Genomic DNA, 13620 nt, shown 5'->3' with positions numbered 1-13620 from the left:
GCTAGCCCGCGTACAAGCGGCGTATGTCTGGATAGCCTTATACCAATGCGATCGCCCTTACCGGGGAGGCCGAGCCCCCTTTGATTCTTAACGGCAGCGCGATAAAGATGAAGGTTGCGGGTACGCTATCCAAATTGGCCAGGTTTTCCATAATCAATTTGCCCGCACCCAAAATGATCTGATGCGCCGGGTAACTGGAGTTAGACCAGGCATCGAGCGACATGGCATCGGAACCTATGACGTTCACGCCTTTCGCTAAAAGGTATTCTGCACCGGCCGCAGATAAGCCCGACCATCCGGATAAAAAGGGTTTATGATCCGGCCGTAGCCGCCATTTTTTGTCGTGGCCGGTAAGGAACAAAACAATATCATCGGCTTGGATATCACCATTGCTTTTTTCCCACGCTTGGATCATGGCGACGGTAATTTCGCTATCGTCGGGATAATCCGAAACGTCTATTTTTACGCCCCGGCCAATTAGCGACCTGACATTAATCTGTTCGATGGTTTTACCCGTTGGAATAAAATGCGATGGGGAATCCACATGGGTACCGCAGTGATCGCCCATTTGCAGCAAATTATTATAATTACCGTCCCCGGCGGCATAGGTTTCCGAATCAGCCAGCAAAAATTTCGGATGCGTCGGCCATACGGGCATTGCCGCTTCATAGCTATGGTTTAATTCTATCAGTTCACCGTGGCGTAATGCGTTAAGCAGCTCAATATTCATTTTAAATACCCTTATGTTCAATGGTTTCTTTAATGAAATAAAGCGGCAGGCAAGACAGCGCCAGAACACCGACAATAATCATGTAATGCACATTAAAACCATAATCATGGATAATCCACCCGGTGATTGGCGCCACCAGGATACCGGCGATGCCGACAGCCAGGCCAATCATTAACCCCATACTGGATGCCGCCGCTTTCGGCGCTGAATCAATCAACAGCGCATAGGCGACCGGATAGGGGGAATTTCTGAATAACCCCCAGAAAATCAAGATGGCCCAGCCAAAAGCGGCGGAATGGATATACGTACACAAGGCGGTGGCGATCATCCACCCGAAAATGATCACGCCGAGCGAGCGCTTGCGGCCTTTGACGTCGGAATAGCCGCCCCAGAGGATTTGGCCAATCCAACCGGTGATGCCGGAGGCGCCGGAAATGATGGCCGCGGTTCCGAGAGGCAGCCCCACATCACGGGTTAATTGCAGCGTCAGGAAGTTCGCAATACCCATTTCCGCCCAGGTGAAGCCGAAGATCAGCAGTATCGCCAACAGGCAGTTGCGGTTTTTCAGGCATGATAAGGATTTGCCCAACGTGGTGCTAAAACTGTCCCGTTTGGCCCCCTCGTCTACCGGTTCTACCGGCACGGTGAGGTTGTTTTCTTCAATCCATGTCATTACGCGTTGGTGGTTTTTCTTGGTGCAAATGAAAAACTGCAGCACAACGATCGAAAGGCCGATCAGCGGAATAAACAGAAACGCCTGGCGCCAGGTGCCGAATGCCAGGATGCCGGCAATCAACACCGGGCCGATAAACTGCCCTAACGGGAAACCGGTGTGATGCACGCCGATGGCGAAGCCGCGATTTTCTTTTTGCCACCATTCCCCCAGCATGGCCACATTGATAGGTTCGGAGCCGCCGGTTCCCATGCCCATGGTCACGCGCAACGCTTGAAACGCGCCCAAGGTTTTGCAAAACGCGGTGGCGACCCCCGATATCACTTCAACTAACACTGCGGCGGTCCAGCTATAGCAGCGTTTATAACCCGTGCCGATAACATCAGAAAATATGCCGAAAATCACTGCGCCGCTTAATGTGCCGAAAAAACTTAATGAGTTAAGCCAGCCCACTTGTATTTCCGTCAGATTAAAGTCTTTCATAATGGCAGGCAGCAGCGTGGGTAAAATAATCCTGTCAATTGAGTTCATTAAAATAGCGAATGTCGTTATTACCAACATCCACCAGGATAATGGGTGCGCTTTGGGGAAAAAACGGCGTTTTTCGGCGGGCCGTTTGGATGTGCTTGCGGGGGACAGGTAATCATGTGTATTTTTTTCATGATTGGCCAATGGCGTTTCTTCGCTGCCCATTTTTTAACACCTCGTTGCGTAAGGTAAAATGTGATAATGCTTTATCCTGTGGATGACAAAACAGGAAATAAAAAACACTCACTTAATAAATAAAAGGTGAGTGTGCCATACACCTGAATTTGAAGAGACAGGCTATTTAAATAAAAGTGATTTCATCCATGATGGAATTACGACATTAATCCATGGCCAGCATGGATTAATATGTGTGATGTGAATACGTCCGTGATCTTAATTGATGACCTAAAGATAGGCGTGCAGATACTACCATACAAGAATGGAATGAATGATTTTAGACCTGAATCACAATTATCTTATCGGGGCCCGCACCCATAGCGGGGCTCCGGGCCTATGACGAAACGGTGGTTTATGGTGTGCGCGGGGGCTTTTGTCGCCCTGAATGGCGGCATAAACGCGGCCCAATTCTTAATGGCCAATTTTTTCTCAAGCGCTAACGTTGGTAAACACCAGAGATGCGCCGAGCAGCAGCAGGGCAACCCCGATGATCTTGTCAACGGTGAGCTGATGATTCAGCAGGCGCCGGCGCATTGTGGGGGCGGCGAAGAAGAGTGCGACGATGCTAAACCAGATCCAGTGCGAAACCGACATGAACAGGCCGTAGGCAACATTGTGGCTCAGTGGGCTTCCGGCGTGAACCACCTGCGTATAGGTGGCAACGACGAACAGCATTGTCTTTGGGTTGAGCGCATTGGTGAGGAACCCCATGCGAAGGGCCGCCCATGATGACGGCGCAACCCCGGATGCATCTTCCAGCTTCAGCACCGTTTTGTTGCTCAGGGATTTGTACCCGAGGTAGATCAGATAAGAAGCGCCAAGCACTTTCATCGCCAGGAACAGCAGGGGCGAATTGACGATAACTACAGCGATGCCCAGCACCGTGTACATCACATGAACCTGCACGCCGCAGGCAATGCCGAATGCCGAAATCAAGCCGGTGCGCGAACCGAAGGCATAGCTGTTGCGGCTGACCATCGCGAAATCGGGACCGGGACTGATAACCGCTAAAATAGTGATAGTGGCTATCGCAATCAGTTCATTCATGGTTTTTAGCTCCGTTCAGGTATGGTTTTAGCGATGATTTTGCACAGGTCGCTTGTGCTGTGTGGGGCCATTATTGAGTGCTTGTGCTGGTGGAAAAAGCGATTTATCTTGAGGGAAATCTGTCAGATTTCATCGAGTATATGAAACTTCCCTCCCTGGCTTCATTCCGCTTTTTTGAAGCGGCAGCGCAAACCGGCAGCTTCGTGAAGGCGGCCGAGCAACTTCATGTGACGCACGGCGCCGTTAGCCGGCAGGTGCGGCTGCTGGAGGAGGCGCTAGGTGTTGAGCTGTTCGAACGGCGAAACCGGGCGATCTTCCTTAATGCCGCCGGGCGCTCGCTGCATGCTACCACCCTCGCGGTGTTCGAACAGCTTGAAGGCGCTGTGTACCGTTTGCAGCAGGCGGCGCGCGAACAGGTGCTGGTGCTGTCTTGCGAACCGACCATCGCCATGAAATGGCTGATTCCCCGTTTACCTGCGTTTCACCAGGCAAACCCCGACATCAATCTGCATTTGGTCGCCGCCGGTGGGCCGATCGATTTCGCCCGGGCTGGGGTCGATCTGGCGTTACGGCGTGACGATTTCCGTTGGGATCAGGGGGTTCACGCCGCGAAAATCTGCGATGAATGGATGGGGCCGGTGAGCCGGGAAAACCCAGGCCGCCAGGCGCAACTGGACGGTGTGCGCCTGCTGCACGCCGGGACGCGCCCGCAAGCGTGGTCAGCCTGGCAGCGGCTGGCGGGCGTATCCATCAAAGGGAGCGTCCGGGTGGATTATGAACATTTTTACCTCTGCGTTCAGGCGGCGGTTGCCGGATTGGGAATGGCGATGGTGTCTTTCCTGATGGTACAGGATGAGCTGGAGAGCGCGCAGTTGCATGCGCCATACGGTTTCACGCGCGATGGCTCCAGCTATTGGTTGCTGTCGCCCCGGCCGCTGGAGCAGGATGACAAGTGCGCACGCTTCAAGCAATGGCTGATGGCAGAGGCGGCAATGAGCCTCTCTGCCATTGAGGAATGAACCGGCAAAGCCAGGCGGCGCCCCGCAAGAATGCGTGAGCGCCGCTGGCATCGGGCGGCAAGCGCGGCGCCCGCCGTTAGAACAACACCGAGTAGTTCAGCCCAAAGGTGCGGCCGCGGCCTTTATAGCTATAAAGCTCTGATGCGCCGTAGGTCGGGCTGTAAAGCCCCGGCGCACGCTGGCCCCAAACCGTGGTGTAATCTTTGTCCAGCAGGTTTTCTATGCTGAAGCTAAGTTTGCCCACCGGCAGGTTATAGCTGCCGAGAACGTCTACGGTGTTGTAGCCGTCAATTTTCTTGCCGTCGCTATCTGAAACGTCAAAGGTTTGGGTGCTCTGCACGCGCAGGCCCCAGTCGCCGGGGGCCCAGTTCACCCACGCACTGACCTTCGACGGGCTGGCGCTGTCGACGGTTAACTTCTGCCACTTCCCATTTACGCGGGTTTCGGATTTGATGACATTAAAGTTCGCCCCGGTGCTCCATTCGCTGTCTGTGAAGAAGTAATCCACCTGGCCTTCCAACCCATAGATACGACGTTTGTCGTCTTCAAGATTGATGGTCATATCGGTTTTATTGATATTGATGGTTTTGTCAGAAAGCGAGTAGTAAGCCGCCGCCTGGGTGCGCAGGTTGTCACCGGTAAAGCGCCAGCCCAGTTCAAAGGCGTTGACCTTGATGCCGTCCAGCTTGGAGTCGTTGACGTTAACGCTGTTATTCAGGCGATAGTGCCCATCCACCAGTTGATACGTTCCGGAGCCGTAGTATTTGGCTAAATCCGGGATCTCAAAGCCCTGTGAGAAGTTGAACCACACCTGCTGGCGTTCGGTCAAGCGCCCCAGAATGCCGGCGTTGAACAAGACGTTGTTATAGTCGGTTTTGCCTCCCGGCACCGCATCGGCAGACAGCGCTCGCCCGGTGGCAATGGCCTGCTGTTGAGCGTAACCGACAAAATCATCCACTTTGTTTTCGGTGTACTGGTAGCGCACGCCGCCGCTTAGGGTAATGGCATCAATGTCGTAGCTGGCTTGCAGGAAAGGAGCAAGGTTAGTGATGCTGTAGCCGGGGTAGCGCCCAACGTTATAAGCGTTGTCCAGCGTCATGCCGCCGCTCTGCGCCGCCGTATTCAGATCAAAGAACTGCTGGTTGGCGTTAAAGGTTTCGTGGTCGGCGTCCAGGCCCCAGGTCAGCGTCAGATCGTCCAGGGGTTTGCTGTTAATGGTCAGTTTGCCGCCGTAGAAATCGGTTTTTTGCTGTGATGCGCCGATGCTGGTTACCACGCCGCCACCCAGCGTCGGGAACGGATAGAAGGTCAGGCTTTCGTCACGGTAATAAACCTGCGCCACCAAATCCTGGCCGAAGAAATCGCTGTTGGCGTACTGCAAATTAATCAGGTGGCGCTCGGTGCCGGGAATACGGTCGGAATTCAGGTTGCCGGCGTTATACGCATTGCCATCGCCGGTTACGGCAGAGAAGTTCTCCCCAAGGAACAGGCCATGTTTACCGTCCGACTCGCTTTTGTAGTATTGCGCCGTCAACTGTAATTGCTGATGTTCGTCGATATTGATGGTGCCCGTGCCCATCAAATCAAGCCGATCAGAGTACTGCAGGCCCGTCTGGGTATTATCGATGATCACCTCGTTGCCTTTGCCGTCATACCAACCTCCATAGCGCTGGTAGGAAAGCGCAAGCCGGCCAGAGGCTTTATCATCGCCGCCGCTCACCGCCGCGGCGATATTCTCATCGTGGTCGTTGTGGCTGTTGAAGCCGCTTTTGGCGCCGGTCTGGAATTCAACCTGCGTCCCGGCCTGGCCCTTTTTGGTGACAATGTTAATCAGGCCGCCGGTACTGCCGCCGCCGTACAGTGACGTTGCGCCAGAGATAACTTCAATATGCGCAATATTGAAGGGATCGATAGCGTCCAACTGGCGGCTGTCGCTGCGCGAAGAGTTAAGGCGCACCCCGTCGACCATGACCATCATCGAACGCCCGCGCATATTCATGCCGTAGTTGGTGCGCCCCTGGCTACTGACATCCATGCCCGGTATGAGCTGTGCCAGCACCTCTTTTAACTCTTTGCCGCCCTGAACCTGCTGTTCAATTTCAGCCTGTTCAATCACCCAGGTGGTTTGTGCCATTTCCGCGACGCTCCGGTTGGCACGGCTGGCAGAGACAACCATCTGCTCTTGTTCAGGATCTTCCGCCCAGGCGGGGGCAGAGAGTATGGCGAGTAGGCACGGATTTAAAACCCAGCGATATTGATGTTTCATTATTGTGGCGCTCCGATGGTGTGTCAGTACTCAGTCGTTTTTACTAAGGGTTGAAAGGCCTGGCCGGCGCTCGTGCTTGATTTACTGCGCCAATGTATAACGCCAGGCGTGGTGGTTAGCTCAAACGGCTCTTCTGGGTGCGCGCGGTTGAGAATGCGAGCAGATCGCCAGGCCATGAGGCTAAGCTGGGGTTCTGCAATGCCGAGGCTATGCATACCGGCATTGACGGCAAACAGGTGGTTCCCCCGTGGGCCACCCCAGTTGAGGGTAAAATCGGTGTTTATCTGGAACTGGTCTTCACGGTTCAACTGCAGGCGGTGCGCCAGCGGCTGGAGGAACGCGGGAGCCGCAGCACGGTAACCGGTGGCAAAAATGACCACGTCGGTTTTCAACTGTTCTTCGCCGTGGTCCAGGTGATGCTGTATCGCCAGGCTCAGGTTTTCGCCTTCCGACGTGACGCGAGTGACGGAACGTGATGGCATCAAGCGCGCCCAGGGCCTTTCGCGCAGCACCTCAAAGCGGTGGTACATGGCGCGATAAATGGCGAGCAGAGATTCCGCAGTGATCCCATCAGAGGTCATTTTCTGTTCGGCCAACATGCGGTGGCGGGCTTTCTCATCAAGTGTTGAGAAACTTTCCAGGTATTCTGGCGTGAAGTATTCGTTGGCGAACGCGGCTTCATCCAGCGCATTGTAGTTGTTGCGGCGCGATACCCAATTCAGTGCCGCAGGTTGCCCCCACGCGCCGCGGAAAATGTTTAAAAACAGATCCGCGCCGCTTTGGCCCCCGCCCACAATAGTCACCTGCTTACCGGCCAGCGCAGGCTTGCGTTGCATCATCTCGCTGGCGTGGAAGCAGCGGTCGCTTTGCTCGCTCACGCAATCGGGCAGATTGATTTGTTTACCAATGCCCAGGCAAACGTGGCGCGCCCGGTAGTGGCCGCGCTGGGTAACGACGTCAAATAACCCGGCCCGATCGTCAAAACTGACCTGCTGCACCCGTTGGCTAAAGGCGATGTTGCCCAGGCGCTCCGCCGCCCAGCACAGGTAATCGGCAAACTCTTCGCGCGTTACGGTGCGCTGTTCAGTGGTCAGGAAGCGGTAGAATTTTTTCCGTTGCACCAAATAGTTAATGAAACTGTGGCGATTAGTGGGTTCCACGGCGCTGACCAGATCTTTGAGAAAACAGGTCTGCATGTGGCAATCCGGTAACATCATGCCTGGGTGCCAGGAAAAGTGCGGTTTGCTTTCAAGGAACAGCGAACTGAATCCGTCGAGCCCCTCGGCGAGCGCCGCGACGCTGAGGTTAAACGGGCCAAGACCAATGCCGATGAAATCATGGGTTTTCATTGTGCGGACTCCTTGGTGACCAGATAGAGCGGGTTATCAAGATCGGTTAAGTAATTCGGTAGCATGCGGCTGCCACCGTCGTGTTCGGAGAAAGTGAGTTTCACCGGGTTAAGCACTACGCGAATGATCTGTGGCTTAAACAAGTCAAACAGCGCAAAGCGTTCCGCCAGTTGCGGGTGGCGGGCCATATAGCGGCGTAAAACGGCCGCCAGTAACTGATAGAAACGGGGTTCGCTGACGCCGCACTGTTCCGTCAAGCGTGAGATAAAACGCAGCACGGTAACAAAATGGCCGGTTTGCAGATCGTGGATCAGGTAGTCGGCGCTCAGGCGCGCAGTAACCTGCTTGACTTGCTGCGGCAATGAGGCGGCCTCGGGGAAGTCCTGATCCACCAGGCGCATATCGCCCTGGAAATCCTTCAACAAAATACGGTGCGGGATATGGTCCTTCATCACCAGGGTGACGTTCTGCCCATGGGCAATCAGCGCTACGCCATAGCGGCACATCAGGTGATAGAAGGGGAGCACGACCGCTTCGAACAGCTTCGTCAGCCAGGCTTCGGCGCTCAGCCCGGATTGCGTAATCCAGGCATCAATCAGCGGGCGCCCTGCATAATCTGTTTCCATCAGCGCGGCCATCAGCACGGCTTGTTCACCCGCCTGCAGATAGCGGCAGGGGTTTTCGCGCCAGATAACGCCGAACATCTCTTGGTAACGGTAGGGCGCTTTCGGCAACGCGGCGTAGCCGGCGTGCGCCAGGTAACCCGCCGCGGGCTCGCCGAGGATCTGCGCGCCCAGCGCACTGAGCGTACGATCCTGGGCAAACTGCTGTTGTAGCCAGCGAGAGGCCAACGGGCCGGCGGCAATATACTTGCCGGGAATGCCGCGATAGCAGGAAGTGTTGTAAATCGTGAGCGGTAGCTTGATATCGAAATGCGTGCGGCGGCTGGCGTTAGTCAGGGTGCGTAGCGATTGCTGCGCCAGGTAGTCATCGCCGAATTCACCGAGCGCCACCATCTCACCGCGCGCCAGTTGGGGCAGGAAATGGATGGCGATTTTCTGCTGCCACTGCCAGGGGTGCAGCGGTACCGGCAGCCAACCATTGTCGAGGCCCAATTCCTGCCAGCGCTGGTTGAAACGCGTGCGTTCGGCTCCGTTCATGGCGCTTGCCAGCAGCGTATCCAGCTCGCAGCTTTCCTCACTGCGCCATACCATCAGCTCACGGCGCACCGCTACCCAGTGCAGGCGAAAATGGCCGCAATATTCCGGTGCATATTGCCGTAATGCATCCAGCCCCCAGCCGCGGCGGCCTTTATTAAAGATAAACTTCGGGTGGCCGCTAAGCAGGCACTGCAGCCGATCGGCATCCAACCCGATCAGCGCATCGGCGTTTAATGATTTTCGCGCCTCCCGCAGTTGTAAATCGCCGCGCAGCGTCGCGTAGAGATCCTCCAGATGCTCGGCGGTTTGGGCATCGCTCATGTTCAGCACCGCGGCCAACTGGCGCAGCGCGCTTTCGGCCTCGATGGGGGCGCCGCTCTGGGGGCGTAAGCTGTGCGGGGCAATATGCAGCCACCCCCAGATGCCGCGCTTGGCATGGAACCGCCAGGTTTCATCGCCCAGAGGAATGGACCATTGGCCCGGAGCGATTTCATGCGCGTGCAGCGCGCGTTCATATTCCAGCTCTGCGAGGATCTTCGCCACCATCTCACGGTTGACCTGCTGCCACGATTCCTGCATCACAGCCCCACCTCGCTGAAGAAGCGGTGGCGCCGGCACATCACCAGCCGCGAACGTTTGTGCGGGAAGTCGAACTCCTTCACTGTTTCATAACCGGCGACCGGCAAATGGCGGAACAGGCGTTGGTTGTCGAAGCGTGGTTCGGCCACAAGGCGAGTGGTCCGTGGCTCATCAAGCCACAGATAGTGGCTTAACCCACGTAGCCAACTGCGGATATAGGGTGCGCCGCGCCACTGTTCTTCGCCCACCAGCATATGCAGGCCGCGATCAAACGGTTGCCAGCGATAGTGGCGGCCAATGCGATCTTCCGGCGCCCAGTAGATCTCGAAATAGCCAAAGGGCTCATCGTCAAAGTTGCCGATAAGCGGGTAGCAATAGGCGCTATCCAACTGGCGGTGCAGGTATTTTTCCTGTTCCACCTGCGGTGCGGCCATTTCCCAGAACGCGTTCACGCGCGGCGTATTCATCCAGCGTGTAAACCGCTGCGCGTCCTGGGTGAGATCCGCCAGGCGGAAGCTGAGGATGCGCTTAACCTGCGGATCGTAGCGACGATAAACTTCTCCCTGCGGGCGGGCCGGGCGCTGCGGGAAATAGAGCCGGCGCGTTTCGTCATATTGCATCTGGCCGCTGGCGTGCGGGCGTTCGCCGCGCAGCCAAAGCGGCAACTGCCAGAAGGCTTGCCGTGCCAGATAGTCGCTTTGCACAAGGTTAAACAGCTGCTGGGCCTGTGGCTCATCGCGCCAGTCGGCCCAGGGGAGTGTGATGCCGGCAAGCTGCGGCGCAGCGACAAAAAGCTGATCCAAGGCGTCAACCAGCCAGCGATCGGGCAGCGGCGACAGGCGCTGGAGTACGGCGCTGGCGTCCAACCCCAGCGCCAGTGGGAGTGAGGCGCCGATTTGCGTGCAGCGGAAACCGTAACCGTCATGGACAATACTCGCGTGTGGCATCACGCTTTCTCCTTGTAGAACGGGTTGCTGAAATCGAAGTAGATCACCGCCGGGTCTGCGATGGTGTTTTCGTTGTGATCGTGCAGATAGCAGAAGAAGTTGCCTTTGCAATTCCAGTGCGGGCTGTTGAGCACATAATCCAGGCAGTGGGTTTGCTGCGTTTGGCTGCGCAGCGCAACCAGCGCTTCACGCACCTGGGCTATCAGCTTCTCTTCGCTGTCGAACCCGGCTGCGCCGAGCGCCGCCGTTACCGCGAGGGTGGAGTTCACCAGCAGGTAATAGGGGAAGTAGCGCAGCAGTTGCTCTTCGCTGAAGCGGTTTTCCGCCTCTGGCTCACCGATTTCGGCCAGCCATTGCTCCGCGTTTGCGGTAAAACCGCTGCCCTGGCAGTCGCGGTAGAGCAGGCCAATGGGAAGGTCTTGCTGCATTTCCACCAGAATGTTTTGCTGGTGGGCCAGCAACACCAAGCCGTAATCGGCCTCTGCACTGAATAGCGGCAGGAGGATGCGATCGCAGTAGGCCGCCAGCCAGCAGGCGGCGGCCTGGGCCAGCGGCAGATTGAGGCGCTGGCCGAGCCGGCGCACGCAGGCTGCTAACAGGCTGTCGCCGCCATCCGGCGCGGCCTGGGTCAGGCTGACCAGCACATTGGTTTGCGTTTCCGGCTGGGGGAATAACAGGTTCTCACGCAGCGCCATCAGGCTCTCTTCCTGGATCTGGCCGTCAGCATCGCGCAGGCCAATCCAACCGTCTTCCTGCATCACGCGCATGGTGGGGTAGCGGGCCTGCAACTGTTGCCAGCGCGGGGTCTGCGCCAACCGGGCCAAGCGAGCCCCTCGTTTCACTTCTTTGACCGACAGCGTGCGCACGGAGTTGGTTAGCCGCACGCTCAGCGAAAATTTGATCATGTCGCTGTTGCTCTCGTTGTAGAGCGAACGGGAAGAACTGGTGGGCAACCAATGCGCGCCGGCTTCGCCTAAATCGTGCAGCGAACCGTTGTTCAACAGCGTCCGGCAACCGTTTTGCGCCAAGAGATGGTCTGCCTGCCAGGGATGCATGGGGATAAGCCAGCGGGCGTCAGTGAAATGGCCGAGCAGTTGCGGCGCGCTTTGTGCGGCGAAACGCAGCAGGCGGGCGCGCAGCGGCATCGAAAGGCTTTCGCCGGCCACGAAGGCGCTGTCCACGGCGAACCAGCGCAGCGGGAAACGGGAGCAAAAATCCGGCAGATAGCGTTTTGCTTCAGTTTCGTTAAAGGGTTCATGCGATTTTGGCGCCGGATGGAATGCATGGCCAACCAGTAACGCCTGTTCAGCTTCGGCAAACGTCAGCGGCGTGTCGCGCAGCGTTGCCCAGCGGTGGCGTTGGTCGATGGCTTGCCAGGTGTGCGCGTGGCTTTGCAGCACCCGTGACTGGAAGCGGGCAATCACGTCGTCCAGCAAGGCCCCCCTGACGGCGGGCTTGGCGAGGATCAGCGATACCAACCGCGTAAAATCAATAGGTTCGCTGTGGCTATCATCCGCGCTGATTAGCCGCGCCGGGAAATGGTACTGATGGTGCTGCGTTGGCGAGAAATAGCGAACGGCAATGCGGATGGCCTGCGTGGACGAAAGGGGAATATGAATTTGCGCAGGTTGGTCTGGCTCATTATGCGAGAGGTGCTGCCAGTCTTGGGTTTCGCGCAGCAATGCGTTTAAAAAACACTGGGCTGCAACGTCGGTATCAATGGCTTGAGGCAGAGAAAACATAAGGGAAATTCCATCCAAACATTGATAATGGTTATCATTATGGTAATGGAATTGTTTACATTGGCAACTATTTTTGTAATATTTACTTTCACTAAGCTTACGTTATCATTACATTTATTGGTGTTATCTTAACGAAATATATGCATTCATCTCCTGATGCGTTGACGCATGAAACCCCGCCAAAAGCCAACTGGCCGTTGGCTTTGTGTGCCGGGCTGCTGGGCATTGGGCAAAATGGTTTACTGGTGGTATTGCCGCAGTTGGTGGCGATGACCGGCCTGTCGCTTTCGGTTTGGGCGGGGCTGCTGATGTTTGGCTCCATGCTATTTTTACCCGCATCGCCGTGGTGGGGAAAACAGACGGAAATCCGTGGCTGCAAGCCGGTGGTGCTGGCAGCGCTCGGCGGTTATCTGGCCAGTTTTGCGCTGATGGCGCTGACGGTGGGTGCGATGGCAACCGGCGGCATCAGCGCTTTCTGGGGGCTGGTGGGGCTGATTGCTTCCCGTGCATTGTACGGCCTGACGGTATCCGGTATGGTGCCGGCGGCGCAGACGTGGGCCATGCAACGGGCGGGGATAGCCCACCGTATGGCGGCACTGGCGACCATCAGTTCGGGGCTAAGCTGTGGGCGCCTGCTGGGGCCGCCGTTGGCCGCCATGGCATTGGGCCTGCATCCGCAGGTGCCGCTGTGGCTCATGGCCGCGGCGCCTTTGTTGGCGCTGCTGTTGATTGTTCGCCAGCCCCAGGATCCTCCGTTACTTCCTGCTGCGCATCAGTCCTCCCGGCTACAGCGCGCCATGCTGCCGTATCTGCTGCTGGCGTTGCTGTTGGCGACGGCCATCAGCCTCATGCAGCTTGGGCTGGCGCCACACCTGCAGTTGTTCGCCGGCGAAGCCGCCCAGATCAGCCACCATGTGGCGCTGTTACTGAGTCTGGCGGCGGCAAGCACGTTGCTGGCACAGTTTCTGGTGGTGCGCCCGCAGCACTTCAGTGCCGTTACGCTGCTTGGGATGGCGGCGCTGTTGATGGTTGTCGGATTGGGCATGATGCTAACGGTGGATCTGGGCTGGATGTATGGCGGTATCGTGGTGGTTTCATTCGGCGCGGCGATGGCAACGCCGGGTTATCAACTGCTGCTGGACGCGCGCCTGTCGACGGGCAAAGGGGCCGGGTTTATTGCGACCAGCCATACGCTCGGCTATGGCTTGAGCGCGATGCTGGTGCCGTTGGTATCACAGCTGTACGGCGAGCGCTATCTGATCGCGACGGCGCTGCTAATGGCTTTGGTTTTTCTGCTGTTTAGTGGCTGGCTGGGGTGGAAAAACCGATAAATCGTCGTTGGACGAACCGGCGTTACGGCGTTACGGCGTAACGATTCTCATTGAAAACCGGGAATTCACGCC

At 56.8% G+C, this 13620-nt stretch carries 10 protein-coding genes; 2 read left to right on the top strand and 8 right to left on the bottom strand.

The features are described 5' to 3' along the window. Positions 1-37: 37 nt before the first annotated feature. The 3 genes from AC559G_RS08810 to AC559G_RS08800 form a co-directional block, all read right to left on the bottom strand. The gene (locus tag AC559G_RS08810) at positions 38-730 is read right to left on the bottom strand and encodes a cyclase family protein (RefSeq protein ID WP_498912255.1); all 693 of its coding nucleotides are present in this window, start codon (positions 728-730) and stop codon (positions 38-40) included. Between the two features lies 1 nt (position 731). Further along, complete coding sequence (locus AC559G_RS08805; RefSeq protein WP_498912254.1) at positions 732-2096, bottom strand: MFS transporter; 1365 nt, start codon at positions 2094-2096, stop codon at positions 732-734. A gap of 441 nt (positions 2097-2537) precedes the next feature. Further along, positions 2538-3155 (bottom strand): LysE family translocator, encoded by a 618-nt coding sequence (locus AC559G_RS08800; RefSeq protein WP_498912253.1) that lies wholly within the window; start codon positions 3153-3155, stop codon positions 2538-2540. A gap of 140 nt (positions 3156-3295) precedes the next feature. On the opposite strand from AC559G_RS08800, the gene AC559G_RS08795 reads away from it, so the two are divergent. Beyond that, the gene (locus tag AC559G_RS08795) at positions 3296-4174 is read left to right on the top strand and encodes a LysR substrate-binding domain-containing protein (protein WP_498912252.1); all 879 of its coding nucleotides are present in this window, start codon (positions 3296-3298) and stop codon (positions 4172-4174) included. Between the two features lie 76 nt (positions 4175-4250). Here AC559G_RS08795 and AC559G_RS08790 read toward each other — a convergent pair whose 3' ends face one another. From AC559G_RS08790 to AC559G_RS08770, 5 genes are read right to left on the bottom strand one after another with little or no spacing between them, the layout of a single operon-like run. Then, on the bottom strand, positions 4251-6440 hold the full coding sequence (locus tag AC559G_RS08790) for a porin family protein (protein ID WP_498912251.1): 2190 nt from the start codon (positions 6438-6440) through the stop codon (positions 4251-4253). A gap of 23 nt (positions 6441-6463) precedes the next feature. Further along, positions 6464-7789, bottom strand: a complete 1326-nt coding sequence (locus AC559G_RS08785) for a lysine N(6)-hydroxylase/L-ornithine N(5)-oxygenase family protein (protein ID WP_498912250.1) — start codon at positions 7787-7789, stop codon at positions 6464-6466. Next, entirely contained in the window at positions 7786-9528 is a 1743-nt protein-coding gene (iucC, locus tag AC559G_RS08780; protein ID WP_498912423.1) for an IucA/IucC family protein, read from the bottom strand. The genes AC559G_RS08785 and iucC overlap by 4 nt, the downstream gene beginning before the upstream one ends. Beyond that, positions 9528-10475, bottom strand: a complete 948-nt coding sequence (locus AC559G_RS08775; RefSeq protein ID WP_498912249.1) for a GNAT family N-acetyltransferase — start codon at positions 10473-10475, stop codon at positions 9528-9530. Before AC559G_RS08775 ends, iucC begins: the two co-directional genes overlap by 1 nt. Continuing rightward, positions 10475-12217, bottom strand: coding sequence for an IucA/IucC family protein (locus AC559G_RS08770; RefSeq protein ID WP_498912248.1), 1743 nt, complete (start codon positions 12215-12217; stop codon positions 10475-10477). Before AC559G_RS08770 ends, AC559G_RS08775 begins: the two co-directional genes overlap by 1 nt. Before the next feature lie 140 nt (positions 12218-12357). On the opposite strand from AC559G_RS08770, the gene AC559G_RS08765 reads away from it, so the two are divergent. Beyond that, positions 12358-13548: an MFS transporter gene (locus AC559G_RS08765; protein ID WP_498912247.1), complete on the top strand. Its 1191-nt coding sequence runs from the start codon at positions 12358-12360 to the stop codon at positions 13546-13548. Positions 13549-13620 lie beyond the last annotated feature (72 nt).

Origin of the sequence: Gibbsiella greigii (genome assembly GCF_039540155.1) — a bacterium.
Lineage (GTDB): Bacteria > Pseudomonadota > Gammaproteobacteria > Enterobacterales > Enterobacteriaceae > Gibbsiella > Gibbsiella quercinecans.
Note: the sequence above shows the minus strand (reverse complement) of the source record. Positions and strands in the feature narration are given on the sequence as shown.

Coding starts and splice junctions, on each gene's coding strand:
- AC559G_RS08810 (WP_498912255.1), bottom strand. CDS start 730: ATGAATATTGAGCTGCTTAACGCATTACGCCACGGTGAACTGATAGAA.
- AC559G_RS08805 (WP_498912254.1), bottom strand. CDS start 2,096: ATGGGCAGCGAAGAAACGCCATTGGCCAATCATGAAAAAAATACACAT.
- AC559G_RS08800 (WP_498912253.1), bottom strand. CDS start 3,155: ATGAATGAACTGATTGCGATAGCCACTATCACTATTTTAGCGGTTATC.
- AC559G_RS08795 (WP_498912252.1), top strand. CDS start 3,296: ATGAAACTTCCCTCCCTGGCTTCATTCCGCTTTTTTGAAGCGGCAGCG.
- AC559G_RS08790 (WP_498912251.1), bottom strand. CDS start 6,440: ATGAAACATCAATATCGCTGGGTTTTAAATCCGTGCCTACTCGCCATA.
- AC559G_RS08785 (WP_498912250.1), bottom strand. CDS start 7,789: ATGAAAACCCATGATTTCATCGGCATTGGTCTTGGCCCGTTTAACCTC.
- iucC (WP_498912423.1), bottom strand. CDS start 9,528: ATGCAGGAATCGTGGCAGCAGGTCAACCGTGAGATGGTGGCGAAGATC.
- AC559G_RS08775 (WP_498912249.1), bottom strand. CDS start 10,475: ATGCCACACGCGAGTATTGTCCATGACGGTTACGGTTTCCGCTGCACG.
- AC559G_RS08770 (WP_498912248.1), bottom strand. CDS start 12,217: ATGTTTTCTCTGCCTCAAGCCATTGATACCGACGTTGCAGCCCAGTGT.
- AC559G_RS08765 (WP_498912247.1), top strand. CDS start 12,358: ATGCATTCATCTCCTGATGCGTTGACGCATGAAACCCCGCCAAAAGCC.